The 26197-nt window shown below is 64.5% G+C and carries 27 protein-coding genes; 12 read left to right on the top strand and 15 right to left on the bottom strand.

Annotated elements, in window-relative coordinates:
• Positions 1 to 20: 20 nt before the first annotated feature.
• Positions 21 to 620, top strand: coding sequence for a TetR/AcrR family transcriptional regulator (locus tag ACTDXD_RS07410; protein ID WP_440126435.1), 600 nt, complete (start codon positions 21 to 23; stop codon positions 618 to 620).
• Between the two features lie 50 nt (positions 621 to 670).
• Positions 671 to 1114 carry a hypothetical protein gene (locus ACTDXD_RS07405; RefSeq protein WP_440126434.1) on the top strand — a complete coding sequence of 148 codons (444 nt, stop codon included), beginning with the start codon at positions 671 to 673 and terminating at the stop codon, positions 1112 to 1114.
• Between the two features lie 139 nt (positions 1115 to 1253).
• On the opposite strand, the gene ACTDXD_RS07400 is transcribed toward ACTDXD_RS07405, so the two are convergent.
• From ACTDXD_RS07400 to ACTDXD_RS07385, 4 genes are read right to left on the bottom strand one after another with little or no spacing between them, the layout of a single operon-like run.
• The gene (locus ACTDXD_RS07400) at positions 1254 to 2225 is read right to left on the bottom strand and encodes an NADPH:quinone oxidoreductase family protein (protein WP_440126433.1); all 972 of its coding nucleotides are present in this window, start codon (positions 2223 to 2225) and stop codon (positions 1254 to 1256) included.
• A gap of 4 nt (positions 2226 to 2229) precedes the next feature.
• Complete coding sequence (locus ACTDXD_RS07395; RefSeq protein ID WP_440126432.1) at positions 2230 to 3009, bottom strand: enoyl-CoA hydratase-related protein; 780 nt, start codon at positions 3007 to 3009, stop codon at positions 2230 to 2232.
• The gene (locus ACTDXD_RS07390) at positions 3006 to 3998 is read right to left on the bottom strand and encodes a phosphotransferase family protein (protein ID WP_440127570.1); all 993 of its coding nucleotides are present in this window, start codon (positions 3996 to 3998) and stop codon (positions 3006 to 3008) included. Before ACTDXD_RS07390 ends, ACTDXD_RS07395 begins: the two co-directional genes overlap by 4 nt.
• A 26-nt stretch (positions 3999 to 4024) precedes the next feature.
• The gene (locus ACTDXD_RS07385; protein ID WP_440126431.1) at positions 4025 to 5326 is read right to left on the bottom strand and encodes an acyl-CoA dehydrogenase family protein; all 1302 of its coding nucleotides are present in this window, start codon (positions 5324 to 5326) and stop codon (positions 4025 to 4027) included.
• 132 nt (positions 5327 to 5458) lie between these two features.
• Between ACTDXD_RS07385 and ACTDXD_RS07380 the strand changes: the two genes are divergently transcribed.
• From ACTDXD_RS07380 to ACTDXD_RS07370, 3 genes are read left to right on the top strand one after another with little or no spacing between them, the layout of a single operon-like run.
• Positions 5459 to 5878 (top strand): VOC family protein, encoded by a 420-nt coding sequence (locus ACTDXD_RS07380; RefSeq protein ID WP_440126430.1) that lies wholly within the window; start codon positions 5459 to 5461, stop codon positions 5876 to 5878.
• A 53-nt stretch (positions 5879 to 5931) separates the two neighbouring features.
• Positions 5932 to 6768 carry an SDR family oxidoreductase gene (locus ACTDXD_RS07375; protein WP_440126429.1) on the top strand — a complete coding sequence of 279 codons (837 nt, stop codon included), beginning with the start codon at positions 5932 to 5934 and terminating at the stop codon, positions 6766 to 6768.
• Positions 6765 to 7619, top strand: a complete 855-nt coding sequence (locus ACTDXD_RS07370; RefSeq protein WP_440126428.1) for an LLM class F420-dependent oxidoreductase — start codon at positions 6765 to 6767, stop codon at positions 7617 to 7619. Before ACTDXD_RS07375 ends, ACTDXD_RS07370 begins: the two co-directional genes overlap by 4 nt.
• Before the next feature lie 51 nt (positions 7620 to 7670).
• Here ACTDXD_RS07370 and ACTDXD_RS07365 read toward each other — a convergent pair whose 3' ends face one another.
• Positions 7671 to 8327, bottom strand: a complete 657-nt coding sequence (locus ACTDXD_RS07365; RefSeq protein ID WP_440126427.1) for a TetR/AcrR family transcriptional regulator — start codon at positions 8325 to 8327, stop codon at positions 7671 to 7673.
• 135 nt (positions 8328 to 8462) lie between these two features.
• On the opposite strand from ACTDXD_RS07365, the gene ACTDXD_RS07360 reads away from it, so the two are divergent.
• The 6 genes from ACTDXD_RS07360 to ACTDXD_RS07335 are packed head-to-tail and all read left to right on the top strand — an operon-like array spanning position 8463 to position 15065.
• Positions 8463 to 9761, top strand: coding sequence for a hypothetical protein (locus ACTDXD_RS07360; RefSeq protein WP_440126426.1), 1299 nt, complete (start codon positions 8463 to 8465; stop codon positions 9759 to 9761).
• 5 nt (positions 9762 to 9766) lie between these two features.
• Entirely contained in the window at positions 9767 to 11170 is a 1404-nt protein-coding gene (locus ACTDXD_RS07355; protein WP_440126425.1) for an acyl-CoA reductase, read from the top strand.
• Positions 11163 to 12149 carry an aldo/keto reductase gene (locus tag ACTDXD_RS07350; RefSeq protein ID WP_440126424.1) on the top strand — a complete coding sequence of 329 codons (987 nt, stop codon included), beginning with the start codon at positions 11163 to 11165 and terminating at the stop codon, positions 12147 to 12149. The genes ACTDXD_RS07355 and ACTDXD_RS07350 overlap by 8 nt, the downstream gene beginning before the upstream one ends.
• Before the next feature lie 37 nt (positions 12150 to 12186).
• A complete protein-coding gene (locus ACTDXD_RS07345) occupies positions 12187 to 13605 on the top strand; it encodes an aldehyde dehydrogenase family protein (protein WP_440126423.1) in 1419 nt (472 codons plus the stop codon).
• Positions 13606 to 13650: 45 nt separating this feature from the next.
• Positions 13651 to 14115: a carboxymuconolactone decarboxylase family protein gene (locus ACTDXD_RS07340; RefSeq protein ID WP_440126422.1), complete on the top strand. Its 465-nt coding sequence runs from the start codon at positions 13651 to 13653 to the stop codon at positions 14113 to 14115.
• Positions 14112 to 15065, top strand: a complete 954-nt coding sequence (locus ACTDXD_RS07335) for an NAD(P)-dependent oxidoreductase (protein ID WP_440126421.1) — start codon at positions 14112 to 14114, stop codon at positions 15063 to 15065. The genes ACTDXD_RS07340 and ACTDXD_RS07335 overlap by 4 nt, the downstream gene beginning before the upstream one ends.
• A gap of 49 nt (positions 15066 to 15114) precedes the next feature.
• Here ACTDXD_RS07335 and ACTDXD_RS07330 read toward each other — a convergent pair whose 3' ends face one another.
• Complete coding sequence (locus ACTDXD_RS07330; RefSeq protein ID WP_440126420.1) at positions 15115 to 15876, bottom strand: SDR family NAD(P)-dependent oxidoreductase; 762 nt, start codon at positions 15874 to 15876, stop codon at positions 15115 to 15117.
• Between the two features lie 128 nt (positions 15877 to 16004).
• Here ACTDXD_RS07330 and ACTDXD_RS07325 point away from each other — a divergent pair, with 128 nt between their 5' ends.
• Positions 16005 to 17543, top strand: a complete 1539-nt coding sequence (locus ACTDXD_RS07325; protein WP_440127569.1) for an acyl-CoA synthetase — start codon at positions 16005 to 16007, stop codon at positions 17541 to 17543.
• Positions 17544 to 17553: 10 nt separating this feature from the next.
• On the opposite strand, the gene ACTDXD_RS07320 is transcribed toward ACTDXD_RS07325, so the two are convergent.
• The 9 genes from ACTDXD_RS07320 to ACTDXD_RS07280 form a co-directional block, all read right to left on the bottom strand.
• Positions 17554 to 18348, bottom strand: a complete 795-nt coding sequence (locus ACTDXD_RS07320) for an NAD(P)-dependent oxidoreductase (protein ID WP_440126419.1) — start codon at positions 18346 to 18348, stop codon at positions 17554 to 17556.
• Positions 18345 to 19160 carry an NAD(P)-dependent oxidoreductase gene (locus tag ACTDXD_RS07315; protein WP_440127568.1) on the bottom strand — a complete coding sequence of 272 codons (816 nt, stop codon included), beginning with the start codon at positions 19158 to 19160 and terminating at the stop codon, positions 18345 to 18347. The genes ACTDXD_RS07320 and ACTDXD_RS07315 overlap by 4 nt, the downstream gene beginning before the upstream one ends.
• Complete coding sequence (locus tag ACTDXD_RS07310) at positions 19160 to 20092, bottom strand: alpha/beta hydrolase (protein WP_440126418.1); 933 nt, start codon at positions 20090 to 20092, stop codon at positions 19160 to 19162. The genes ACTDXD_RS07315 and ACTDXD_RS07310 overlap by 1 nt, the downstream gene beginning before the upstream one ends.
• Positions 20089 to 21750: a thiolase C-terminal domain-containing protein gene (locus ACTDXD_RS07305; RefSeq protein ID WP_440127567.1), complete on the bottom strand. Its 1662-nt coding sequence runs from the start codon at positions 21748 to 21750 to the stop codon at positions 20089 to 20091. Before ACTDXD_RS07305 ends, ACTDXD_RS07310 begins: the two co-directional genes overlap by 4 nt.
• A gap of 127 nt (positions 21751 to 21877) precedes the next feature.
• On the bottom strand, positions 21878 to 23242 hold the full coding sequence (locus ACTDXD_RS07300) for a cytochrome P450 (protein WP_440126417.1): 1365 nt from the start codon (positions 23240 to 23242) through the stop codon (positions 21878 to 21880).
• Positions 23243 to 23259: 17 nt separating this feature from the next.
• On the bottom strand, positions 23260 to 23451 hold the full coding sequence (locus tag ACTDXD_RS07295; protein ID WP_440126416.1) for a ferredoxin: 192 nt from the start codon (positions 23449 to 23451) through the stop codon (positions 23260 to 23262).
• A gap of 85 nt (positions 23452 to 23536) precedes the next feature.
• Positions 23537 to 24397 (bottom strand): mycofactocin-coupled SDR family oxidoreductase, encoded by an 861-nt coding sequence (locus ACTDXD_RS07290; RefSeq protein WP_440126415.1) that lies wholly within the window; start codon positions 24395 to 24397, stop codon positions 23537 to 23539.
• A gap of 133 nt (positions 24398 to 24530) precedes the next feature.
• On the bottom strand, positions 24531 to 25235 hold the full coding sequence (locus tag ACTDXD_RS07285) for an SDR family NAD(P)-dependent oxidoreductase (RefSeq protein ID WP_440127566.1): 705 nt from the start codon (positions 25233 to 25235) through the stop codon (positions 24531 to 24533).
• A complete protein-coding gene (locus ACTDXD_RS07280) occupies positions 25232 to 26041 on the bottom strand; it encodes a TauD/TfdA dioxygenase family protein (RefSeq protein ID WP_440126414.1) in 810 nt (269 codons plus the stop codon). Before ACTDXD_RS07280 ends, ACTDXD_RS07285 begins: the two co-directional genes overlap by 4 nt.
• Between the last annotated feature and the right edge of the window lie 156 nt (positions 26042 to 26197).

Raw genomic sequence — 26197 nt, 5'->3', positions numbered from 1 at the left:
ACGTGAAGGAGAGGGGCAGCGTGCACAGGGCGTACGACACGCTTCTCGCCAAGGGTGAGGACCGCAGGGAGCTGATTCTCAGCGCAGCTCAGCGGTTGTTGGCGAGGAACGGGTGGCGCAGCACAAGCCTCGCTCAGATCGCACGGGCCGCGGGCATCACTCCCGCCGGCCTGTTGCATCACTTCCAGTCCAAAGACCAATTGCTGCATGCCGTGCTCGATGCACGGGATGCAGACGATGATGCACGTGCTGATCGTTCGGGAGATCCGATCGAGCAGATCAGAGGACTCTACTTGCGTTTCGAGAAGTCCCCTGACCTGGTCGGGATGTTTGCTGTACTCCTGATCGAGAACCTGGAGCCGGATGCTCCACTGCACGATCGCCTACTCGCTCGACACCGGGCCGCCGTCGACACAATCGAGGCGGGAATCCGACGTGGTCAACACGCCGGCCGGTATCGGACGGATGTGAACCCAGCCGTCAAAGCGGTGGAAATCGTCGCTTTTCTCAACGGAATGGAAACCTCATGGCTGCTCGATCGTTCGCTCCCGTTAGCCGAGATCTTCGAGGACTTCACACAGTCGCTCGAGCAACAGCTCATGCCCACCAGCACAATTTGAGGCACCGCATCGTCATCGTCGCTCCGCGTGTGGTCGATACGGTGCGCCATGTGGGTGGGTGGCTCTACGACCAGGTTCTCGCCGGATGGGAGGTCACTGTCCTGACGCGAGAGCATCAGGATATTCGTCCCCTCGAGATTCTCGGAGCCCGGGTCGTCGATCTGGACTCGGCCGTGTCGACCGAAAACGGTCTCGTTCCCGAGGCATTGGTGGCGTCGGCCGAGCTCTACTCGACCGACGAACGCATCCGAGCCGGGTTGAACCGGCTTCTCGAGCAAGGCACCACAAAATTCAGCATGTGGGGTGACGGGATCCCGGCAGACCTCGATGGCAGGTTCTCGTCGTCGGAATACTGTATGAGCCGGGCGGCGCAGGTATTCAAGCGGCATGCGCTCATCGCGGCAGCGGTCCCCGAGCCCGTGATCACGCCTACCGAATCCTTCCGGACCTCCGGATTCACTGCACCGCAGTCGGGTCACCTCACGTCGGTCTGAGGTAGACCGGATTGCACAAGGCACACCGGTGCAAAGACACCGCAGTGCAAAGACACGGCAGTGCCTGGACAGTTCGACAGCCCATAAATGACCAACGTCCCGGCTCTCGGATGAGTGCCGGGACGTCGTGTGCGGTCGGTCAGGTCTGCTGAAGGTCGATGACGACCTTGCCGATTGCCCGCCCGTTGCCGACCAGTTGCAGGGCATCGACTGTGCCCTCGAGCGAATACACCGCACCGATATGTGGCACGGCACGGCCCGAGACGAGGAGTTCGACCAGTTCGTCCTCACCACGCCGGTACTCGTCCGGGTCGAGATCCTGGAACTGGAACCCCTGAATCCGAATGCCTTTCACCAGAACGAGGTTGAGTGGTATTCGAGGGATGTTTCCGGATGCGTACCCGACGGTGATGAAACGCCCGCCGCGGCGCAGCGATCTCAACGCCGGCTCCGACAGGTCGCCGCCGACGGGATCGACGACGACGTCGGCGCCTTCAGGAACGACGTCTTTCAAGAGCGCACGTAGATCACCCGCCCGATGGTCGACGAGATGTTTCGCACCGTACGACGCAGCGGCCTCGAGCTTGTCGGACGATGAGGCCACCGCGACCACCGTTGCGCCGAGGACGGCCCCGAGCTGAACCGCCGCGAGTCCGACGCCGCCGCCCGCGCCGAGCACGACGAGGATTTCACCCGGCTGGAGCCGAGCCACCGACCGGAGCGTGTGGTACGCGGTGCGATGTGCCACACCGAATGCGGCAGCGGTGCGGTGATCGACGCCGTCGGGTATCCGCTTCAGCGACGCGGCCTTTGCCGCGACCTCCTCGGCGAACGCGCCGACGATCCCGGTGCCGCTGACCCGATCGCCCACGGCGAGGTCGCCGACATCGCCGGCGACCTCCTCCACGACCCCGGCGAATTCACTGCCGGGTACGAAGGGTGTCGGCACGCTGACCTGGTATTTGTCAGCGACGACCAGAACATCGGGGAAGTTGACCGCGGCAGCACCGACCCGCACTCGCACCTGCCCCGGTTCGAGAGTGGGGGAGGGGCGTTCGTCGATCCGGACGACCTCGGGTTTCCCGTACTCGGAACAGACCGCTGCGCGCATGCCGTTACCGCCCCTGCCAGACCGGTGCGCGCTTCTCGACGAACGCGGCCGCACCTTCCTTGGCGTCGTCGCTGGAGAAGACGAGGCTCTGCCAGTGTCCGAGACGCTCGTCCGCGCGCGCGGGATCCACCTGGGCGAGACGCACGAGTTCCTTGACCGCGGAGAGACCCAGTGGGGCGTTCGCCGCGATGCGATCGGCGAATGCCAGCGCGGCCGACTGCACATCTTCCGGTTCGACAACCTGGTTGATCAGGCCGAGTTCGTATCCGCGCTGCGCGGTGATCAGGTCACCGGTCAACGTCAGCTCCATGGCAGCGGCCCGCGGGATTCGCGTCCCGAGATTCGTTCCGCCACCGGCGGGGAACAGGCCCCGCTTCACCTCGGGAAGACCGAACTTCGCCGCAGAGGAGGCAACGATGATGTCGGACCCGAGAAGAAGTTCGAGCCCGCCGCCGATCGCGGTGCCGTTGGCGGCGCCGATCACAGGAATATCGGTTTCACCCCTGGCCAACCGCGCGTACGCGGCACCGGGGCCGGAGTCCAGTCCGATCTTCTCGCCGCTTGCGAATGCTCGTAGATCCATGCCCGAGCAGAACGCGCGGTCGCCGGTGCCGATGAGAACGATCGCCCGGATCTGGGGATCTGCCTCCGCGTTCTCGACGGCTGCGCCGATCCCGTTGATCACGGCGCCGGTCAGCGCATTGCGTGCCTCGGGGCGGTTCAGCCGAAGCAGGAGAACCGCACCGTGTTGTTCTTGTACGAGTCCTTCCACCGGTTCGCTCATCCCTGGTAGTCCGTCGATTCGGCGAGGTCGGCGGCCGACTTCATGAGGTTGGTGATGACCGGACCGTACGACTGCAGCTTCACGTCGTCACCGGCGCGCTGGAAGCCCTGCTCGAGGACGATGGCGAGCTTCCACTTGGCGAGGACGAGGTAGTAGTCGATGTCGTCGACCTGACGACCGGAGACCTCGGAGTAGTGGGCGAGCATCTGTGACCGGTTCGGCATGCCGCTCAGGTCGACGTAGCTGACCGCGCTTTCTCCGGGAGCGTCCATGTCCTCGGGCCAGTTCATGAGCATCCAGCCGAGGTCGAGCTTCGGATCGCCGACGGTGCCCATTTCCCAGTCGACGAGCGCTGCGAGCTTCGCGGGCGCGCCGTTCTGGTACATCACGTTGGCGAACTGGTAGTCGCCGTGCATCAGGCCCGGGATGTAGTCGAGCGGGCGGTGATTCTGCAGCCACTTGGTGGCGACGTCCATGCCCTCGATCTCGCGGGCCTTGATCCGCTCGAAGAATCGGGTCCAGCGGTCGACCTGTCGATCGTGGAAACCTTCCGGCCGTCCGAGGCCCTCGAGGCCCTGAGCCTTCCAATCGACCTTCGACAGCAGGCCGATGCCTTCCGCGAGCTGGTAGGCGAGACCGGCACGTGCCTCGGGATCGTTGTCGAACGGAGCGGGCCAGCCGTCGCGATGATCCATGGGGGACCAGCCGTCGACGAATCCCATGAGGTAGAACGCGCGGCCGAGCACCGAGGTGTCCTCGCATGCGGCGATGGCGGCGGTGTGGGGCACGTCGGTGCCGTCGAGGCCCTCGATGATTCTCCACTCGCGCATGATTCCGCTGTCGCGGTCGGCGGGCGCGGCCTTCGGCGGAATCCGGATGACGCTCGTGAAGTCGTCGCGGACCAGCTTGTAGATCTCGTTCTGCGTGCCGCCGGAGAGGTAGGTGGCTTCGAGCGGGGCGCCCTTACCGGGCAGTCCGCGCTCGTCCATCCACTCGGCGAGTCGTTTCGTGTCGATCACAGGTTCCCCACTTCCAGTTCGAGGTATTCGGCGTACTTGGCGCGGGCTTCGTCCTGCTTGCGCGGGAGCCACTCCGAGGGCCACAGATCGTCGGTGGCGCTGTAGTCACGCAGGACCTGCTTGGCGACGGTCGTCTTGTGGACCTCGGTCGGGCCGTCGGCCAGGCCCATCACGGCTGCGCCGTGGATCATCTTGAAGAACGGCATCTCGTTGGTGACGCCGAGCGCTCCGTGCACCTGCATTGCACGCCAGGCGATGTCGTGGAGGACGGTGGGCATCACGATCTTGGCGGTCGCAATGTCCTTGCGGAGCTTCTTGTAGTCGTTGTACTTGTCGATCTTCCACGCGGTGTGCAGCACGAACAGACGGAACTGCGTCAGCTGAGCGTAGGAGTCGGCGATGTAGCCCTGGACCGTCTGTTTGTCGGCGAGGCGGCTGCCTGCGGTCTCGCGGCTCAGCGCACGCTCGCACATCATGTCGAGGGCCTTCTGTGCCAGGCCGATCGTGCGCATCGCGTGGTGGATGCGACCGCCGCCGAGCCGGGTCTGGGCGACAGCGAATGCCTGCCCTTCGCCACCGAGGAGAGCTTCGGCGGGGACCCGCACATTCTCGTAGTGAATGAGCGCGTGGCTGCCGCCGTTCATCGGCTCGCCGTAAAGGCCGACGTTGCGCACGATGTTGATGCCCGGCGTGTCGGAGGGCACGAGGAACATCGACATGCCCTTGTGTACAGGAACATCGGTATCCGTCACGGCCATCACGATCAGGAACGAGGCCGTCTTGGCGTTGGACGAGAAATACTTCCAGCCGTTGATGACCCACTCATCGCCGTCCTTGACCGCCTGGGTCTTGAACTGCGCGACGTCGGCGCCGCCCTGGGGTTCGGTCATCGAGTACGTCGAGAACAGTTCACCGTCGAGCAGCGGCTGCAGGTACTTCTTCTTCTGCTCGGGAGTGCCGTAGTGCGCGATGATCTCGGCGTTTCCGGTGTCGGGCGCCTGGCACCCGAAGACGATCGGTGCCCACGACGAGCGACCGAGGATCTCGTTGAGCAGTGCGAGTTTGAGCTGTCCGTAGCCCTGTCCGCCGAGTTCCGGCCCGAGGTGTGTGGCCCACAGGCCCTGTTCACGAACCCGCTGTTTGAGCGGATCGATGGCCTTGCGTCGAAGTCCGTCGAGGGGTACGAACTGCTCGTGCTCCCACACCAGGTCCAGGGGCTCGACCTCGTCGCGCACGAACGCGTCGGCCCAGTCCAGTTTCTCCTGGTATTCGGGGTCGGTTTCGAAGTCCCACGCCATTGCCCCGGCTCCTCTCTGATCCAAAGAATAACGATACCGTCTTTTCAGAATGCTATTCTTACACGACTGAAGGCAGTTTGGAACAGTCCGCTATCGAAAGGGGACGAGTTGAAATCCGAAGACCTTTTCCATATGGGTGTCGTGACAGACGATCTGACCACGACGAAGTCCGAGTTCTCGCAGCTCTTCGGGTACGAGTGGGGGCCGGAGGTCGGCGGTGAGGTGGCGGTGACGCTTCCGACAGGTGATCAGGTGGTCGACCTGTTGTGTTCGTTCTCGATCACCGAGCCGCGCATCGAACTCGTCCGGAGCGCACCGGTGCCGCTGTGGGAGTCGGTCCCTGGAATTCACCATCTCGGCTACTGGTCCGACGACGTCGACGCGGATCGCGACGAGTTCGCCGGCCAGGGTTACAGCACCGAAGCAACGCGCCGCGCGCCCGACGGCAGCCTCTTCTTCGCCTTCATGCGCAGCCCCTCCGGGCTGCTTCTCGAGTTCGTCACCCGCGCGGCGGAACCGGGCATGTCGCAGTGCTGGGCAGCGCCGCAGTAGAAGCCGGATCAAGAGCGTTACTCACCGCACCGTATCGAGCCGAAAGGGAGAGAATGGGAAACGTCGGAATCGTGACCGGTGGAGGTCGCGGGATGGGGTTGTCGTGTGCGGAGCGGATGGTAGGCACCGTCGACACGCTGCTGCTCGTCGACATCGATGAAACCTCTGCGAAAGAGGCCGCGGCGCAGTTGTCGTCGGGCCGGACCGTGGTCGAGTCGTTCGTCGCCGACGTCGGTGACGCAGATGCACTCGGCCGGCTCGCGGACCGCGCGGCCGAACTCGGGACGTTGCGTTCCGTCGCTCACGCTGCCGGAATCTCTCCGACCATGGCCGACTGGCGCAGGATCGTGTCGGTAGACCTGGTCGGTACCGCGCTACTCGCGCACGCGCTTCGGCCGCTTGCGACCGCAGGCACCGCGATGGTCTATTTCGCCTCCATGGCGCCGTTGATCGGCCGGATGGACCCGGGCCCGGAGCTGGGTGCTGTCCTGGATGATCCGCTCGACGAGCATTTCCTGGACAAGCTCCGCGAGATCGTGGGGGAATCGATCGAACAACCGGGCATCGCATACTCGTGGGCGAAGCACGGTGTGCAGCGATTCGCGCGCGCGGAAGCCATCCGTCTCGGCGCCGCGGGAGCACGTGCGAACTCTGTGTCGCCGGGGCTGATCGATACTCCGCAGGGCAGACAGGAGGCGGCGAGCAATCCGCACATCGCCGACATGCAGCGCGCGACGCCGCTCGGGCGACTCGGGCAGGCCGACGAGCTCGCCAAGGTCGTGGCGTTCCTGCTGTCCGATGGTGCGAGCTTCGTCAACGGCATCGACATCCTCGTCGACGGCGGTGTCATGGCGGCGATCGACGCGCAACGCGGGAAGCTCGCGTCATGACCGGCTCCATGAGCGTCGGAGTGCATTACGGCGGGACCGACACATCCATGCCGCTGGTAGACCTCGCACGGGCCGCGGAGGCGCGAGGCTTCGAATCGCTGTTCGTGCCGGAGCACTCGCACATTCCGAGTGCCCGCCGGACGCCTTTCCCCGGTGGCGGGGTTCTGCCCGACGGCTACTACCGCCTGTGGGATCCGCTCGTGAGCTTGTCGTTCGTCGCTGCAGCGACCGGCCTGACCGTCGGAACCTGCACGGCACTTCCCGGTGGACACGACCCGATTTCGTACGCGAAGGCCGTGTCCACGCTCGATGTCATGTCGGGTGGACGTCTCGTGCTGGGCGTCGGTTTCGGCTGGAACAACGACGAATTCGAAGATCACGGGTTCGACGCCCGCGACAAGTACGCGGTGGTCGAGGAGAAAATCGCGCTGATGAAGAGCCTCTGGACCGAGGGGGAAGCGGCGTACGACGGCAAGCACGTCCGGCTGTCGCCCAGCAAGGTGTGGCCGAAACCTCTGCAGCGTCCCCATCCTCCGCTCCTGCTGGGAGCGCGGTCCGGTCCGATCGGATTCCGCAGGATCGCGAAGTGGGCGGATGGCTGGATACCCATGGGACACCATCCGGTCGACACCCTCGAAGCAGATCTGTCGCAACTCGCCGTCGAATTCGAGCGGGTGGACCGGGATCCGGAAAGTATCCGGGTGACGGTCCTGCAGGGCCTTCGCCCCGACCTCGCAGATGTACTGGACAGGTTTCGGCAGATGCCCGTCGAACGGGTGATCGTCGACGTCCCGACAGCGGACGACGATGTCGTGTTGCCGATCCTGGACGAGATCGCGGCATTCTTGTAGGACTGCCTTGTAAGGCTCTGCCTTGTAGGACTCGGGCGTCCGGCCGCCTGCCTACGGGCGCAGACTGCGCAGGAACAGGGACACTGCGGCGTGGATGTGCTCGTCGAGATTGTCGCGGATGATCCCGAACGACGCGAGGCGCGCCGGTGCGCCGGCGGCCATGCCGAGAAACAGTTCGGCGAGAGTGTCGGGGTCGTCGGCCACGATGGCGCCGGTGGCCGCGTGCCGACGGAGGAGTTCGGCGACCTGTTTCGTGCGCGGCCAATATCCGGAACCGAGTGCCTTGCGGGCAATATCGGGGTAGCGGGAGGCGTAGGCGACGGAGACCTGTTGGAGTTTGATCATCGAGGGGTCGAGGGCGCGGCGGACCGCGGTGCCTGCGATCGCGGTCAGCGCCTTCTCCAGGTCGTCGAAATCCGGGAGCTCGGGCTCGGGCCATGGCCAGTCGCTGCGCGACATCGCCCACCCGAGTACCGACCGGAAGACGTCTTCCTTGGTGGGAAAGCGTGCGTACAGGGACGGTTTCGTCGTTCCCGCTGCCGCTGCGATTGCATTCATCGTCGTGCCTTCGTAGCCATTCTCGAGGAACAGTCGGAGCGCGGATTCACGAACGGCTGCGTCGAGTTTGCCGGCTTCCTCCTTGGTCGGTCGGCCCCCTCGGCGCCGACCGATGCTCTGGGCCTGCGGCAGATCGTTCACCGGTGTCATAGGTGACGAGTGTGCCAAACAAAATTGCCTCTGGACATGAATCTTTCCTCCTGAGTATGGTTATTCGTAATCGCTAACTATACCCACAAGTCTAGTTATCTCGGATTTCCCGAAACTCAACGGCCGGAGGGCACAGTGACAGAAGCGACGATGCAGAAGGACGTCATCGGAACGCTGAATGCGTACTTCCAGGAACGGCGGGCGCAGGTCCCCGTCCTGACACAGCGAGCGGACGATCAGGGCATCACCGAAATCACTTCGCGAGAAGACATCGTTCCTTTACTCTTCCCCCACACCACCTACAAGAGCTACCCGGAAACGCTTATCGCCAAAGGTAAGTGGGAACAGATGAACCGCTGGCTCGGTTCTCTGTCCACCCGTCGGCTCGACGACGTCGACGTATCCGGCGTGACAGATGTGGACGGCTGGATCGCCGCGCTGGAGAAGGCCGGCCACATGGTGTCGAGTTCGAGCGGAACCAGCGGCAAGGGTTCGTTCCTCAACAAGTCCTACCGCGACTTCGAGGTCAACAAGCAGAACCTGCTCGACTGCTTCGACTCGCTGGGAATGCCGCCCGAAAGGGCATGGCACGTCATCCCGGTCGGACCGGACACCGGACAGACCCAGCACGCAGCCGTACGAGATCTGATCATCAATTCGTTCTCCAAGCCCGGTGCGCTCCCGCTGTTCGACGGACCCGCACCGGAAGGGTTCCACCGCTACCTGTCCCGGCTGTCGGCGATGCGTCGCGCTATGGCTGATGGCTCGGCGGCTCCCGACGACATTGCATCGTTCGAGGCGGAGGCCGCGGAGCGCGCGGCACTCCAGGAGCAGAAACTGAGCCACTACGCCGACCAGATCATGGCTCGTCGTGACGAGAACATCCTCTTCAGTTCTCAATTCCCGCAGCTGTTCCGCCTGGTCGAGGTCCTTCGTGAGCGGGGTGTCAAGGATGGCGACATCACAGGAATCAACGGACTCACCAGCGGTGGTGGCCTGAAGGGCACCAACCTGCCCGATGACTACCAGGAACAGATCTACCGGATGCTCAACATCGCTCCGGAGCGTTTCCTGCACTACTACTCCATGCAGGAACTCAACAACCGCATGTTCAAGTGCCCGGAAGAGGGCCGATACCACGTGCCCGAGGAAGTCGTTCTCCTCGTCCTGAACAAGGACGGCGACGCACTCGCTGAGGCGTCGGGAAATCTCGTCGAAGGCCGTGCCGCATTCGTCGACACCACCGTCGACGGTCGCTGGGGCGGCACCATCTCCGGCGACAAGATCACGGTTGATCAGGGGCGCTGCCCGTGCGGGCGCGAGGGCGAGACCGTCCTGCCGAACATCGTGCGGTACTCCGACCTCGGAGACGATGACAAGATCACCTGTGCCGGAACCATGGACGCATACGTCCGCGGAATCGTAGGGGAGTAGACACCATGACTGCACCCGCACCCGCGCGTACCAAGATCCGGGTACCGCATTTCGTCCGAGGCAAGCTGGTCTGGGGCGAGGACAACGAATACCTCTCCCGAGACTTCGGCGTCCCCTTCGTCACGCCCAAGATCGAATACAACGAGCTGTTCGTACCGCGCACTCGGCCCGGACCGGCGTTCGACGTGCCCGTTTCCGAGATCATCGACTTCCTCGTCGAGACCGCCGGTCAGCTCAGCCTGGAAAAGAACCCCTACCTCCAGGAATCGCTGGAGATGACGCTGCAGGTCAGCGCACTGCCCCGGCGGATCATCGAGAACACCTTCCGGCGGCCGGGCCAGTTCCTGACGAAGCAGGCCCTCGAATACCGGCTCCAACGCACCTTCGGAAGCATCGACGTCCTCGACGGATGGGTCGAGAACACCGACCCCAACGGCAGCGTCAGCAAGATCCGCGCATTCCCGCCGCGACTCGTCCACATGCTCGCGGGTAACTCGCCGAGCGCGGCCATGACATCGATCGCCGACGCAGCTCTTCTCAAGGCCGTCAACGTGTTCAAGATGCCGTCGGCGGACCCGTTCACCACCGTTGCCGTGCTACGGACGATGGCCGACATCGCACCCGACCACCCTGTTCTGCAGTCGATCTCCGCCGTCTACTGGCGCGGCGGCGACGAGTCGGTCGAAAGCGTTCTCTACCGCTCGCAGTACTTCGACAAGCTCGTGGCGTGGGGCGGCGGTGCCGCGATCGAGAACGCGGCGAAGTACGCGGGGCCGGGCTTCGGCCTGATCTCGTTCGACCCGAAGGTCTCCATGGCGATCGTCGGCCGCGAGGCGTTCGAATCGGAAGAGACACTGCGGGAGGTTGCCGAGCTTGCGGCCGCGGACGCCACGATCTTCAACCAGGACGCATGCCTCGCAGCGCGTCACATCTGTGTCGAAGGTGACGTCGAGCAGGTCGACCGCTTCTGTGCGCTGCTGCACGAGCGCCTCGGTGTGGATCGGGATTTCGCGTCTGCACTGGGCCCGAAGCCCGACTCCGAAATCCGCGAGGCAGTCGAAGGAATGCGTTACCTGGAGCCGGACTACCGGGTGTGGGGCAAGTTCGACGGCTCCGGGCTCGTCGTCCGCTCGCCGGAGATGGTCGACTTCCACCCCAATTTCAAGACCGTGAACGTCATTCCGATCGCGCAACTGCGTGACGCTGCGTCCTATGCAACGGTGGCTACACAGACGGTCGGCGTCTACCCGGCGCACCGCAAGGCCGAGATCCGCGATCACCTCGCGACCGCCGGCGTGCAACGGGTCGTCAAGCTCGGCGGAGCCCTTCGCGGCAGCATGGGCGGCCCGCACGACGGCATGTACCCACTGCACCGCATGGTGAACTGGGTGGTGGACGACGATGCCTGAAAATGCCATTCCGATGCGGGTGCTCGGCCGTTCCGGTATCCGGGTCAGCGACCTGTGCCTCGGCACGATGACCTTCGGCACCGAATGGGGTTTCGGCACCGACGAATCGACCAGCCGGAAGATCTACGAGACGTACCGGGAAGCCGGCGGCAACTACGTCGACACCGCGAACAACTACACGAACGGGTCGAGCGAGGAAATCCTCGGGCGGCTCGTGGCGCCGGAACGCGATTCGGTCGTCGTCAGCACCAAGTATTCCTTCCCCACCGACCCCGCCGATCCCAACACGGGCGGGAACCATCGGAAGAGCCTGCGCCGCAGCGTCGAAACGAGCCTGCGCAGGCTCGGCACCGACTACATCGATCTGCTGTGGGTCCATGCGTGGGATCAGTGCACACCGGTGGACGAAACGCTGCGGGCTCTCGACGACCTGGTGCGCTCGGGCAAGGTGCTCGCGATCGGCGTGTCGAACACCCCTGCCTGGGTTGTATCGCAGTCCGTCGCCATCGCCGAACTGCGCGGATGGAACTCGTACTGCACGATGCAGGTGGAATATGCGCTCACGGCACGCACTGCGGAGCGCGACCTCCTGCCGATGGCACGAGCACTGGGTATCGAGGTCTCCGCATGGAGTCCGCTCGGACGCGGCACCCTGGCCCGCACCATGTCCGACGAGAACTTCGCGAAGCTCCCCGTACCCGTACAGCGGGTCCTGACCACCACGCGGGAGGTTGCAGGCGAGCTCGGTGTCTCACCCGCGCGGGTCGCGCTCGCATGGGTACGCAGGCAAGGGCTTATGCTGTCGATCGGTGCACGCACTGTCGACCAGATCAACGACAATCTGGCGGCACTGGACGTAGAACTCGACGACTCGCACTTGGCGCGGCTCGATGAGGCATCGAAGATCCGCCTCGGCTATCCGCACGAATTCCTGCACGAGCGCCGGGCGATGTTCACACCGGACGCTCTTCGGGCCTGAGCCCGCCGGTAGCTCGCGACTGAGGAAGGCACACACGATGGAGACCCTCGAACACTGGATCGACGGAGCTGCCGCAGCGCCCCACAGCGGTGGCTACCTTCCGGTGACCGATCCCGCGACCGGTCGCACCGTGCGACAGATCGCGGACGGCGACAGCGACGACATCGACACCGCGGTTGCCGCTGCGTCGAGGGCGACATCGGAATGGTTGAAGATCCCGGCCCTGGCACGTGGGCGCCTGATCACCGACCTCGGCCGGGCAATTCGAGCGAACAAGTCCGAATTGGCCGAGCTGGAGGTGAGTGAGACGGGTAAGCCGCTCGCCGTCGCGTCAGGTGAAATCGAGAACTCCGCCGTGTATTTCGAGTTCTACGGTGGACTTGTCGGGATGCCCGTCGGGGAGACCCTCGACGTGGCACCCGACCAGCATGTGTTCACCAAGCGCGAGCCGTACGGTGTCATCGGCGTCATCACGCCGTGGAATGTGCCGCTCAATCAGGCGTCGCGGGCCTGTGCACCCGCGCTCGCCGCAGGCAACACGGTGGTCCTGAAGCCGTCCGAGAACACCTCGGCGACCAGCGTGCGGCTCGCGGAACTCGCCACGGAGGTCGGGATTCCCGACGGTGTGGTCAACATCGTGCTCGGAAACGGACGCGACGCGGGTGCTGCGCTCGCACAGCACCCGGCGGTCGCGAAGGTTGCGTTCACCGGATCGGTGCCGACGGGCCGCGCTGTCGCGGGTATCGCGGCAGAACGGATCATTCCGGTGACCCTCGAACTCGGCGGTAAGTCGGCGAACATCATCTTCGCCGACGCCGATCTCGATACCGCCGTTGCCGGGGCACTGGCGGCGTTCACCGGCAATGCGGGGCAGGTGTGCTCCGCCGGTACCCGCCTGCTCGTGCAACGCGAGGTCCACGACGAAGTCGTACGCCGATTGGTCGACGCTGTCGCTGCGATCCAGGTGGGACGCGACATGGGTCCGATCATCACGCGCGAACAGTTCGGACGCGTCCAGGAATACTTCAAGGTCGCCGAATCGGAGGGCGTTCGGGCCGAGACCGGTGGCACTGTCTCGACACTGGCCGAGGAGACCGGCGGCTTCTACATCGACCCCACCGTGTACACCGGGGTGGACAACTCGATGCGCATTGCGCGCGAAGAGATCTTCGGCCCGATCGTCGTGGTGATCCCGTTCGACACCGACGACGACGCGGTCGCGATCGCCGACGACTCGGAGTACGGTTTGATCGCCGGTGTGTGGACCAGGGACGTATCCCGGGCCCTCGCTGTCAGCGACCGCTTGCGCACCGGCCAGGTTTTCGTCAACACGTGGTCGACGGCATCGGTGCAGACCCCGTTCGGTGGATGGAAGAACAGTGGCTACGGGCGCGAGAAGGGCGTCGAAGCGCTGCACCACTACGGGCAGGTCAAGTGCGTCACCGTCAAGCTCTGACCAACGCACGCGGGTGCTGACGCTCATTCTCGGAAGGAACTTTTCATGACCCAGGACTCAGTGACGACCCAGAAAGCAGGGGTGAGCGGAGTGTCCGTCGACGACGCACACCGCGCCCTCTTCGACGCCGGCCTCACGGTCCGCAGGGAAGTGCTCGGCGACGCGTACGTCGATGCCGCCCTCGAACGCAACGCAGGCTCGGACGGGGAGGCGTTGCAGGAGTATGTCAGCGAATTCGTCTGGGGCGGTGTGTGGACACGCGACGGGCTCGAACGCCGCGACCGCTCGCTCGCGACGATCAGCATCCTCATTGCGCTGGGACAGCACCAGGAACTGGCGACGCACATTCGCGCGGGGCTCGGCAACGGTCTCACCCGCAAGGAGATCACCGAGACGGTCGTCCACGCGACCGCCTATGTGGGCTGCCCCGCAGGTATTTCGGCGATGCGGGTGGTCCAGGAAGTGCTCGTGACCGAACTCGGCCCGCTCACCGCCGAGGACAACGCATGACCGCCGGCCCGGAGACGGCAACGATCAAGATCGTGCCGTTGCCCGGCAAGACGGTCGGCCACATCGGACTCGGCGCGATGGGACGGCCCATTGCACAGAATTTCGTCGCCAGCGGGCAGTCCACGGTGGTGTTCGACGCCGATCCGGCTTCTCAGGAACGGTTCCTCGACGGCCACACCGGTATCCGCGGTGCAGCGGGTCCGGCCGACTTCGCGGACTGCGACGTCGTGGTCCTGGTGCTCCCGACGAGCGACATCGTCGACAGCGTCGTCCTCTCGGACGACGGCCTGCTGAAGCACCTTCGGCCGGGTAGCACGATCATCGACATGGGGTCGAGCATCCCCACGCGCACACAGGCACTCGCCGCAGCGGCGGCAGAGAAGGGGATCGCGGTCGTCGACGCCCCGGTCAGTGGCGGTGTCGCGCGTGCCCGGCAGGCCGCGCTCGCCGTGATGGTCGGCGGAGACGCGGCCGCGGTCGATTCGGTGGTTCCCCTGCTGAAGGCGACGGGCAGCGAAGTCATCCACGTCGGTCCGGTCGGATCCGGTCACGCGGCGAAGGCCCTCAACAACCTGATGGCCGCGAACAACGTGCTCATCGCGGCGGAAGCGCTTCTCGTCGGCCGCAAGTTCGGGATCGATCCCGCCACGTTGCTCGGCGTGCTCAATGCGAGCAGTGGACGAAATCAGGCGACCGAGACGAAGTTCGAGAAGTTCGTGTTGTCCCGGTCGTTCGACTCCGGGTTCGCTGCGCGCCTGATGCGCAAGGACATCGGAATCGCACTCGACCTCGCGCACGATCAGGAGATCTCACCGCTCCTCGGGGAGGCAGTGGGACGGTTGTGGAACGCGGCGGTCGACGAACTCGATCCGGCCGCAGACCAGACGGATGTGGTGCGGTACTTGGAGGAACTCCATCACGTGTCGCTGGGAGATCCGGCCGACCACTGAGAAAACAAAGCCTCGCTCCCCAGGGAGCGAGGCTTTTCTCATCGGTAGCTCAGCGCAGAACGGTTCCACCGTCCACATTGACCACCTGACCGGTGATCCACGATCCTTCGTCCGACATCAGGTATGCCACCATGCTCGACACGTCGCGCGGTTCGCCGTGGCGCGTGGTCCGGTTACGTGCCATTCCCCGTTCGAGGATCTCGGCGGGCGCACCGTCGCGGATCTCGGGTGTCACGATCAGACCGGGCGTGATCGCGTTGGCACGGATACCTTCTTTGCCCCACCGTGACGCCACGTGTCGGGCGAGGGCGTTGATGCCGGCCTTGGTGGCGGAGTAGGCGGGGCGGGCTGCCTCTCCCGTGAACGACGCGATCGACGACGTGTAGACGACCGCTCCGCCGCCACGCTCGAGAAGTTTCGGAACGGTATGTCGGGTGACCAGCATGTGGCCGCGCAGGTTCACCGCCACGGTGCGATCCCAGACATCGAGGTCGATGTCGACGACGTCGCTGTCCTTGCTGACCGACCCCATATCGCCCGCATTGATATGAACGGCATCGAGTCCGCCGTATGCGTCGATGGTCGCCGCGACAAGAGCTTGTACGGATGCGTCGTCGGAGATGTCGACGTGGGCGGCGATCGCGGTGCCGCCGTTCTCGGTGATCGTCTCCGCGGTGTGCCCGGCGCCCTGCAGGTCGATGTCGCCGACGACGACCTTCGCTCCCTCACGGGCCAGACGCGCGGCCGAATCGGCTCCCAGGCCTGTCGCAGCTCCGGCGACCAGGATGACTTTGTCCTTCAAACCTTCCACAGGTGCCCCTACGAGAATTGTGCTTCTGAAATACGGAATGACGTTCTACAGTTGAGAGTATCCGACCTGACCGATGCCGTCGAACTGCCACTTGAGAGCGAGAATCTGTGACAGAGACCGATATTCGACTGACTCCGACCGCACATGCCCACGAGCGTCCGGATGCGCCCGCGATCGTGATGGGCGCAAGTGGCGAGACGGTGACCTATGCGCAACTCGAGGAACGCTCGGCGCGTTTCGCCCGTGCACTCCGGGCCCGCGGGGTCGAGCCCGGAGACCATATTGCGATCCTCATGGAGAACAACCGGCCTTTCCTCGAAATCTGCTGGGCCGCTCAGCGCTCCGGCCTGTACTACACCGCGATCAACCGGCATTTCAAGACCGGAGAGGTCCAGCATGTACTCGACGACTGCGGCGCCACCGCCCTGATCACCAGCGACACGGTGCGCGACACCGTCGAACAACTCGACCTCTCCGAGATCTCCGTTCGGGTGGCCGTCTCCGGCGACATGCCGGGCTTCGAACGCTACGACGAGGTGCTCGCCGGCGAGACCGTCGAGCCCATCGACGAATCCGAGGGCCGCGAGATGCTCTACTCGGGTGGCACCACCGGATTTCCCAAAGGTGTGCGTAAGCCACTGCCGCGAACTGCGTTCGGCGACCCGTCGTCGGCCCCCGTGCAGATCGCCAAGGGGCTGGTCATGAATGGTCCGCAATCGGACGTGGTCTATCTGTCCCCGGCGCCGCTGTATCACGCGTCGCCGCTGGTCTTCTCGATGTCGTGGCACCGGCTCGGCGGCACCGTCGTGGTCATGGAGAGCTTCGATCCTCAGCGGTGCCTCGAGCTCATCGAGACACATCGGGTCACCCACGCCCAGTTCGTTCCGACCATGTTCGTCCGCATGCTCAAACTTCCGGAATCCGAACGTTCGCGGTACGACATGTCGAGCCTGCGCTCGGTCGTCCACGCCTCGGCGCCGTGTCCGATACCGGTGAAGCGGCAGATGCTCGAATGGTGGGGTCCGATCATCGACGAATACTATTCGGGAACAGAAGATGTCGGGACCTCGGTGATCACCGCCGCGGAGTGGTTGGAGCATCCTGGATCGGTCGGGCGGCCCATGCAGGAATGTCACATCGTCGGTGAGGACGGCGAAGAGCTTCCCGACGGCGAGATCGGGTCGATCTACTTCGCAGGAGGTCGACGGTTCGAATACCACAACGATCCGGAGAAGACCGCATCCGTCACGAACGACAAGGGGTGGCGAACTCTCGGTGACATGGGATATCGCGACGAGGACGGGTATCTCTACCTCACCGACCGGGTCGCATTCATGATCATTTCGGGCGGTGTGAACATCTACCCGCAGGAAACCGAGAACCTGCTCATCACGCACCCCGCCGTAGCTGACGCCGCGGTGATCGGGGTGCCCGACGACGAGATGGGCGAGTCGGTCAAAGCGGTGATCCAGCTACTGGATCCGTCGGCAGCCGGTGCACACCTGGCAGCCGAACTGATCTCCTTCTGCCGCGCCGAACTCGCGTCCTACAAGTGCCCTCGCAGCATCGATTTCGTCGACGAGCTCCCCCGCGACCCCAACGGAAAGCTGTACAAGCGCCGAGTGCGCGACCGGTACTGGGCCGGTCACGACACCCGGGTCATCTGAAACGTATCGGTCAGGTTCGTGCGCTGATCGCGGTGTCCAGGACACCGAGGTCGGCGCCGAGCTCGGCAACGGTGTTGCGCACCACCGAGACATCCTTCGAGATGAACTCACCGACCGAGCTGCGGAATGCCTCGACGGAGCCACGCATCGCGACGTTGCCCATGATCTTGCACGCCGCACTGCCGTGCGGAAGAGCCTCGAACAACGTCTCCGGCGCGACACCGAGTTGCCGTCCGAGCTCTTCGGCCTCCGCAAGAAGCCCGATCTGCGCGGCGAACAAGGCGTTGTTCACCAGCTTGACACGAAGGCCGCTTCCGCTCGGACCGACATGAAGCAGCGGATTGCCGTAGCTCTTCAACATCGGGCCGACGTGTGCGACCGCGTCCTCGGTACCGCCCACGAAAAGCGCGAGATCTCCTGCCGCGATGTCGTGCGGACCCCCGCTCACCGCCGCATCGACAACCGCGATGCCAAGCGGCTCGGCCACCGCGACGAGATCGTCGATGGTCGCCGGACTGATCGTCGTGTGTACCACGAGGGTGGAACCTCTCGGCATCGCCTGCAGCAGGCCACGTTCGAGACACACCTCGCGCACCTGTGCGTCAGTGAAGACGCACACCGTCACGAGGTCGGCGTCGACGCCCACCTCGGCGACGTCGGAGACGGCTTTCGCCCCCACACGTTCGATGTCGGCTCGTTTGTCGTCGGTGCGGCCGAGCACACGAACCTCATGGCCCGCACCGAGGTGGCGTTCGACCATGGGCATGCCCATGCGACCTGCTCCGATGAATCCGATGCGGCTCATCGCTGGTACCCCATCATGTCGAGTGTGGCGTCTGCTGTGGTCAGAGAAATTCCTGCGGAGGCTCCTGCGTTGTCGGCGAGGTTCGCGACGAGGGTGACGTCCTTGCGCAGAAGCTCACCGGCATGACCTGCGATCCGTTCGAGGCCACCGGCGGAGACGACACGACCCAGCGCGAAGCTGTTCGCCGTACCGTGCGAGACGACCTCGCCGAGCTTGGCAGGATCGACGCCGAGCGACTTGCCCAGCTCCAGCGTGCTCGCCGCGGTGGACAGGTTGGCGGTGAAGAGCAGGTTGTTGAGCAGCTTCGCGACCTGCCCCGATCCCAGATCACCGAGGTGGACGACGGGGCTTCCGTACGTCTCGAACACAGGCCGGGCCGCCTCGACGACCTTGTCGTCGCCACCGACCATGACGAGCAACGTTCCCGCGGTTGCGCCCATGCCACCGCCGCTGACCGGTGCATCGATGATCGACACACCCTTCGCGCGGGCCACCTCCGCGAGTTCCTTGCAGGTGTCGGGATGGACGGTGCTGTGGATCGCGATGATGCCGCCGTCACGCAGTCCTTCGAGGATGCCGTTCTCGCCGGTGATCACCGCGCGGACGTCGTCGTCACTCACGACGCACAGGCATACGAGGTCGCTGACCTCCGCGAGCGTCGCAGGGGTGTCGGCATACTGTGCAGCGGTGTCGGAGTAAGGCTCCAACGACTCCTTCCGCCGAGCCCACAGCGTCACGTCGTAGCCCGCTTCGATGATGCGGCGCGCCATGGGGCCGCCTTGACTACCGAGTCCGATGAATCCGACGCGCATCATTCGTCCTTATCTTGGTGTGCTCGCTCGACGAGGGAGTCGATGAAGTTCATGACCGTGTGGTGATACTCGGGTGCGACGTTGCAGATGCTGAGGTTGTGGCCGCCCCTCATGATCCGGTCGGTGGCGACACGAGGGGAGGCGGTGAACATCGCGGCGACATCGTCGAGTGCCTGTGGGTCGCTGCGCCACACCTTCTCGTACTCACCGGCCGTGTAGTGGACGGGGACACGCACCCGCTCTGCAAGCGGGGGGAAGGTCTCGGTGGGCCATATCGCCGTCACATCGGCCTCGTAATCCGGTGTACGAGAACCGATTGCTGCACCGCCCACGACGTCGGGAGGATAGAGGTCGGTGGGAGTCCAGATCAGCTCACCCACACCCTTCGCCTGAGCGTAACGCTCACGCGTACCGAGGATTCCTGCCGCGAGCGCGTGGTGTTCGCGACCGGTGCCGGAAATCTCGAGTCCGAGCAGTTCGTGGCCGTGATCGTCGGTAGCCATCCGTACCGCCAGTTCGCTGCCGACCGAATGTCCCCACAAGAACAGACCGGTCCTGCAGGCGCTCGGGCCGAGAACAGCGTCCACTGCCGCGTAGGTGAGGTCGGCCCGACGCTGCGCATCGCGGAGCTCCTCGGCGAACGGCCTCGAGGCGCCGTAGCCGGGACGGTCGAGAGCGAGCACCGTGTAACCGCGCAGGGCAGCGGCACGCATCATCGACAGTTCAGGATGGCCCGGGCAGTCCCAATAGGCGGAGAACGCGGCACCTCCGTGCAGTGCAACGATCACTGCGCGCGGTTCGGGGGCCTCGAGGAGGAGTCCCGAGATCGGGATGCCCTCGATATCGACGACGCGGGAGACGGGTGAGGAACTCCACGCGTCGCCGACACCGGCCTCCTCGATCGCTGAGGATTGTGGGGAAGTGAAAGTCATGAGTCCATCCGCAGAAGCATCGCGCCGCCCGGGGAGAGCCCGCCGGTCGCGGCCACCGCGACACGTGCGCCTGCGACCTGCCGAGCACCGGCTTCCCCGCGCAACTGTGTCACGGCCTCGTGGATCAGGCCCATGCCGTGAGTGCGGCCGTGGGACAGCTGACCACCGTGCGTGTTGAGGGGGAGGATCCCGTCGCGGGCGATGTTCTTGCCGCCGGCGAGGAAGTCCTTCGCTTCGCCGATACCGCAGAAGCCGAGGCCTTCGAGCCACGACAGGCAGTTGAAGCTGAAGCCGTCGTAGAGTTCCGCCACGTCGACATCTTCGGGCTTCATGGATGTGCGCGACCACATGTGCGCCGACGGTCCGAGCGAATGCGGTTCGTGGGTCAGCGTGCTCTGATCCCAATCCATTCGTTCGATGATCTGAGTGCCGACGGCCTCGACGAGCACCGGAGGCTTCGGGAGGTCTTGTGCCGCATCGACGGCCGAGACGATCACGGCGATCGAACCGTCGCACGGGACATCGCAGTCGTAGAGCCCGAAAGGCGTGGTGATCGGCCGGGCAGACATGTAGTCGTCCATCGTCATGGGATCGCGGTAGATCGCGGTCGGGTTCAGTGCCGCATTGGCTCGCTGGTTGAGGGCGATCCAACCGAGTGTCTCGCGGTCGGTTCCGTAGCGATGGAAATGTCGCTGTGCGTTCTGCGCGAGGGTGTGCGCGGCGGACGTGGCACCGAACGGCATGAACCAGTTGGGGGTACGGCCGCCGGACGGTGGAGCGATCTCCCCGCGCTTCATCAATTCGCTGTAGGTGGCTTCCCACAGTGTGCGGTAACACAACACGTGCCGCGCGGCGCCGCTGGCGACCGCGATCATCGCGGCGATCACCGATCCACCTGGGCCGAACGTCTCGATGCCGCCGTTATGCCACGTCGGCCGCAAGCCCAGCGCGGCCTCGACCTGCGTGATGCCGCCCTCGCCGAACCCGCCGACGTTTCCGCCGCCGGGGTAGCTTGCGATGCCGTCGATGTCGTCCATCGTCAGACCTGCATCGGCGACAGCACGTTCGCATGCCTCGATGGTCAGGTCGATGGGCGAACGCATCAGCCGGCGACCGATTTCGGACATGCCGATGCCCGTGAGCGCGACCTTGTCCTCGTACTTGTCCTGCGTGGCCGGGGGGCGCACATGGAACCGGAACTGATCGGGCTCGATCTCTTCCGCAGGCAATGGAGAGAGTTCGCCCTGCTCCAGTGCGGGTCGGAAGAGCGGAAGCCACACGTCGGCATCCTGCTGGAAGACGACTTCCATGCGCATGCCGAGTTCGAGCTTTTCGGGATCGCACTCGACGATGTTGGTCGTCAGTCGCACCCGGGGATCTTCCTCGATCGCAACTTGCGCAACGACATACTGCGCAGGCAGGCCGGGCACAGAGAAACGGTGGTTGACCGTGAACCCCGCCAGGGTTGCAAAACCGGATACCTCGCGGACCCTCATCCGGTGCTCCCTGCAGTACCGGCAGATCGGTTGTGGCGGATGAATGAGAGCCGAGCACGACTCGCATTCCTGAATCCGCAACACACCGTCGGCGCCGGCTGTCCAGAAGAATCGGTTCTGTGAGGTGAGTTGGGGTAGGGGACGGCCCGAGGCTTTCGCCACGGGAGTGTCTCCGGTCTGGTCGATCACCGCTGTCTCGGCCACGTGCGTCGAATTCCTTACTGTCCGTGCCGGGGACGCCGCTGCGTATCAGCAGCAGCGCCCCCGGGCGAAAACGGTTGCTGTCGGCTCAGTTACCGACGTCCGCCGAATTCTTCTTGCGAGTGATCGGATCTGCGAGACGCTGCTCGTCGCAGATCTTCTGCAGCTTCTTCAGCGTGTCCTCGAGATTGTCGCCGAGACGCGGTCCGGGAGTGAACGTCGCGGGCAGGTGCCGCATCCCCTGGATCACGCCGATGGTGTCGTAATGCACCGTTCCCTCGACGTCGACGGTGTAGTCCGGCATGCGATCGAGAACGGCGAGCAGCATCCGCTTGAACACCATGCGCGCCATGTTGGAGCCGACACACCGATGGATTCCGAGCCCGAAGCTGAAGTGGCGGTTTCCTCGTCGCTCGAGATCGATGTTGTTCGGATCGTCGAACAGCTCGGGGTCGCGGTTGGCCATCGCCCACGACAACCACAGCCGATCGCCTTCCTTGAACTCGGTACCGTCGAGTTCGTAGTCGGCGGCGAAGGTACGGCCGTCGCCCGGTGCCGGCGTGAAGTAGCGCAGGAACTCCTCGGTGGCGGGGTTGAGGAGCGTGTCGCGCTCCTCGCTCAGACGAGTCCGCTCCTCGGGGTTGAGACCCAGCCATTCGAGTGAATGAGCGGTGAGTGCGGTCGTCGTGTCGAAGCCACCGCCGATCAGGAGACTGAGGATGCCCAACAGCTCCATGTCGTCGGGCTTCTCACCGAGAACCTCGACGTTGGCAATCGCGTTGATCAGGCCCGGGCGAGGATTCTCCCGGATCTCGAACAGGCTCGTGAGGAGATCGAGACCCATGGTGCGGTGCATCTCGTTGATACGCGGGATGTCCGGAGAGTCCGGCGGGGTGTAGACCGCGGCATGCACGGGCTCGTTGTAGATCACCCATTTCTCGATGGGGATCCCCATCATGGCCAGAGTCAGAACTGCAGGCACGATGTTCGCGAGATCGTCGACGAAATCGATCTTCCCGCTTTCGATCTTCTCGTCGATGGCCGCCCGGACGACCTCGTCGACGAAGGGAATCCACCGTTCGACGGCAGCGGGGGAGAGGTAGGGGTTGAGCAGGCCCCGGAACTCGTGGTGCTCGGGATCGTCCATTTCGAGGATGCCACCGCGGACACCGGACGCGCGTTCCATCGACGGAATCGCGATTCCCTTGTAACCCTTGCGCTTGTTGTGGAGGTCGTGGTCGGTGGATACGTCAGCAGAGCGGGCGAGGTCGAAGACCTGGCTGCTACCCGCGGCGACCCAGTGGCCGCCGTGGGTGTCGGACCAAGCCATCGGGCACTTCGACTGCATCTCCTCGGTGACATCGAGGAAACGGTCCCGGTAATCCGCTGCGTGCCGGTCGAAGTCGAACTTGGGAGTCTTGCGGGCTGCGTCGGCAACTGGGTCGACACTCATGACTGTCCTCTCGGGAATCAGAGAATGGTGATCGCTTGCTCAGGACACGAGCGCACGGCCTCGCGGACGTTCTCCTCGAGGGTTTCGGGAATTTCGGTGTCGATGGCCGTGGCGTGGCCGTCGATCTCGCTCAGTTCGAAGACATCCGGTGCTGCCATGGCGCACAACGTGTGTCCCTGGCAGCGGTCGGGGTCGACTCGCACCTTCATGGCGTTCCTCCCGTTCGAATGGGTAGTGTTGATGGGCTGTACATTTCGGGGAGTCGGGTCCCGGCCCGAAGGCCGGGGCCGGTGATCACAGGTGGTGGTCGTACCACTTGAGGTAGCCGCCGCCATCGACACGCATCTGCATGCCTGTGACATAGCGGGACTCCTCGGAGGCGAGGAAGAGCACCATGTTGCTGCTGTCGTCGACCTCGATGTAAGGAATCTTCATCGCCTGCTGGACGCTGAACACGGGCTCTGCGTCCTCGCGGGTCGGGTGCTCGAGATCAGGACGGAACGACTTGTACATCGTTTCGCTCTGCAGCATGTCGGTGTTGCAGTTGGTGGGATGCAGCACGTTCGCGCGAATACCACGCGGGGCGAGGTGGGTCGCCAGATCGTGGATGAAATGCGTCAGAGCGCGCTTGGAGAACACGTAGGCGGCGCCGCCGAGGTCCTTGCCGGGCTCATCCTTCTTCGATACATCCATGAGTGCGGCGGTCGAGCCGGTCGCGATGATCGAGGCGCCCTCGTTGAGATACGGGAGGGCAGCCTGTACGGCGTTGATGGTGCCGACCAGGTTGATGTCGACGGTGTCGGCCCATGCCGCCACCTGCGGTTCTCCGCGCATGCCTGCGACGCCCGCCTGCGCCACGACGATGTCGATCTTGCCGAGTTCGTCGACGCCCTGCTTGGCTGCTGCGCGCATCTGTTCGGCGATGCGGACGTCGGCCTGCACACTGACGATGCGGCGGCCTTCCTTCTCGACGAGGCGTGCGGTCTCCTCGAGGTCTTCAGGGGTAGCCATCGCATAGGTGATGCTGTCGATGTTGCGGCACAGATCGACCGCGATGATGTCGGCGCCCTCGGATGCGAGTTTGACGGCATGGCTGCGGCCCTGCCCTCGTGCCGCTCCGGTGATGAATGCGACCTTGCCTTCTACGCGTCCCACTGTTCGTCCTTTCGATCGAGTGTGTGGTTTTCACAGGCCCGATGGTGGGCCGGCAGTGTAATCACGTCCTGCGGTTCTCACGTACTGCGGTTACCACGTATTGCGTTTACCTACTGCGTTTTACGTACTGCTCTCAGGTGTTGCGGCCGCCGTTGACGCCGAGGATCTGTCCGGTGATGTAACCCGCTTCTTCGGAGATGAGGAATGCACAGGCGGCGGCGATGTCTTCCGGCCGGCCCGCCCGGCGGACGGGTGTGCGCTGGATGTGGTCTTCGATGGTGCCGCCCAGCAGACCCTTGCTCTCGGAGCGGCGAAGCATGGGAGTGTCCACGAATCCGGGCGGTACCGCGTTGACAGTGATGCCATCCGGTCCGTACTCGAGTGCGAGCGACTTCGTGAGTCCGTTGACTGCGGCCTTGGCAGAGACATATGCGGACATGAACTGCTGGCCCGACTGCGCACTCGACGAGGAGATGTTCACGATGCGGCCCCAGCCGGCGTCGACCATGTCGGGCAGTGCGGACTGGACGCAGTGGAACACGCCACCGAGGTTGACGTCGACGACCTTCTGCCAGGTGTCGTAATCGATGTTCTTGAATCGCTTGTACAACTCGAGACCGGCACCGTTGACGAGGATCGTGACGGGACCGAGTTCCGCGCGGACCTGCGCGAAGGCTGCTGCGACCTGCTCTCGGTCCGAGACGTCAACCTTGTATTCGAGTTCTCCGCCCGAGGGGTTCAGGTCGAAGACGGCGACCTGGTGGCCGTCCTTACGCAGACGTTCCGCGATTGCCTTGCCGATTCCTGAGCTTCCGCCGGTGACGACGGCTGTCTTCACGCCCATGCTTCGGCACCCACGATCGTGGTGCGGCGCATGAGGCGCTCGGACGACGGATCGTACGGAAGCGCCCGGTGGAGCATTCCGGTGTTGTCCCAGACGACGAGGTCTCCGACCGTCCACTCGTGCGAGTAGACGAAGCGCTCCTGCGTGGTCCACGTGAGGAGCTCGTCGAGCAGCTCGCGGCTCTCGTCGGGGCGCATGCCCACGATACGATCGGCCGTTGCTCCGATGGCGAGAGAACGTCGGCCGTCGAGGCGATCCCACACGAGCGAGGTCTCGTGTTCGGGAAGCCTGCGCCATCCCTCGACCTGTTCGTCGGTGGGGTCCGGGTACACCAGGCGCTGCGCGGCCTCGAAGCTGTGGACCACTCGGAGTCCCTCGTAGCGCTTCTTCTCATGGTCGGGCAGGTTTTCGTACGCCGCGTAGGTATTGGCGAACTCGGTTCCGCCACCGATCATCGCGACGTGTCGCGCAGTGAGCGTCGTGGCCTTGGCCGGGACGTCGTTGGTGGTGTCGTCGATGTGCCAGCAGAAAGTACCTTTGAGGTACTCGGCCGTCGGTGTCTTCGCGGGATCGAGTGAGACAGTGAAGATTTCCTGGCCCGGTGCCGGCTGCACCACCTTTCCGAGCCGACGGCTGAAGGCCAGCTGGGCCTCGTCGTCGAGGTTCAGGCCGCGGATGAGCAGCACCCCCCGCCATTTGAGCGCCTCGACGAGTTGTGCCACCACCGCGTCGTTGTCGAGGTCGTCGAGCCCGGTGACTTCTACACCGAGCGAAGGACTGAGGGCTGTTGTCTCAATCACAAGAATCTCCCTTCCGGATGTGAGAACCATACTCTCGTCTGCTTGCGGGTTGCAAGACCGGATTTGTCCGGGTTCGGCGGGTTTAGTCAACCTCTGCCGTGGTGGCACGAATCACGTTCTGGGGTAGGCGTGAGGCAGTTGACTTGGTACAGTCGC

The sequence above is a fragment of the Rhodococcus sp. SJ-3 genome, assembly GCF_051918125.1.
GTDB lineage: Bacteria > Actinomycetota > Actinomycetes > Mycobacteriales > Mycobacteriaceae > Rhodococcus.
This window is presented reverse-complemented; position numbering and strand designations above follow the sequence as displayed.

Excerpts from the sequence above, each read along its gene's own strand:
- ACTDXD_RS07395 (WP_440126432.1), bottom strand. The coding sequence starts at position 3,009 with ATGAGCGAACCGGTGGAAGGACTCGTACAAGAACAACACGGTGCGGTT.
- ACTDXD_RS07335 (WP_440126421.1), top strand. The coding sequence starts at position 14,112 with ATGACCGCCGGCCCGGAGACGGCAACGATCAAGATCGTGCCGTTGCCC.
- ACTDXD_RS07370 (WP_440126428.1), top strand. The coding sequence starts at position 6,765 with ATGACCGGCTCCATGAGCGTCGGAGTGCATTACGGCGGGACCGACACA.
- ACTDXD_RS07340 (WP_440126422.1), top strand. The coding sequence starts at position 13,651 with ATGACCCAGGACTCAGTGACGACCCAGAAAGCAGGGGTGAGCGGAGTG.
- ACTDXD_RS07345 (WP_440126423.1), top strand. The coding sequence starts at position 12,187 with ATGGAGACCCTCGAACACTGGATCGACGGAGCTGCCGCAGCGCCCCAC.
- ACTDXD_RS07385 (WP_440126431.1), bottom strand. The coding sequence starts at position 5,326 with ATGGCGTGGGACTTCGAAACCGACCCCGAATACCAGGAGAAACTGGAC.
- ACTDXD_RS07375 (WP_440126429.1), top strand. The coding sequence starts at position 5,932 with ATGGGAAACGTCGGAATCGTGACCGGTGGAGGTCGCGGGATGGGGTTG.
- ACTDXD_RS07300 (WP_440126417.1), bottom strand. The coding sequence starts at position 23,242 with ATGAGTGTCGACCCAGTTGCCGACGCAGCCCGCAAGACTCCCAAGTTC.
- ACTDXD_RS07310 (WP_440126418.1), bottom strand. The coding sequence starts at position 20,092 with ATGACTTTCACTTCCCCACAATCCTCAGCGATCGAGGAGGCCGGTGTC.
- ACTDXD_RS07380 (WP_440126430.1), top strand. The coding sequence starts at position 5,459 with ATGGGTGTCGTGACAGACGATCTGACCACGACGAAGTCCGAGTTCTCG.
- ACTDXD_RS07320 (WP_440126419.1), bottom strand. The coding sequence starts at position 18,348 with ATGAGCCGCATCGGATTCATCGGAGCAGGTCGCATGGGCATGCCCATG.
- ACTDXD_RS07355 (WP_440126425.1), top strand. The coding sequence starts at position 9,767 with ATGACTGCACCCGCACCCGCGCGTACCAAGATCCGGGTACCGCATTTC.
- ACTDXD_RS07295 (WP_440126416.1), bottom strand. The coding sequence starts at position 23,451 with ATGAAGGTGCGAGTCGACCCCGACCGCTGCCAGGGACACACGTTGTGC.
- ACTDXD_RS07400 (WP_440126433.1), bottom strand. The coding sequence starts at position 2,225 with ATGCGCGCAGCGGTCTGTTCCGAGTACGGGAAACCCGAGGTCGTCCGG.
- ACTDXD_RS07350 (WP_440126424.1), top strand. The coding sequence starts at position 11,163 with ATGCCTGAAAATGCCATTCCGATGCGGGTGCTCGGCCGTTCCGGTATC.
- ACTDXD_RS07315 (WP_440127568.1), bottom strand. The coding sequence starts at position 19,160 with ATGCGCGTCGGATTCATCGGACTCGGTAGTCAAGGCGGCCCCATGGCG.
- ACTDXD_RS07365 (WP_440126427.1), bottom strand. The coding sequence starts at position 8,327 with ATGACACCGGTGAACGATCTGCCGCAGGCCCAGAGCATCGGTCGGCGC.
- ACTDXD_RS07390 (WP_440127570.1), bottom strand. The coding sequence starts at position 3,998 with ATGGACGAGCGCGGACTGCCCGGTAAGGGCGCCCCGCTCGAAGCCACC.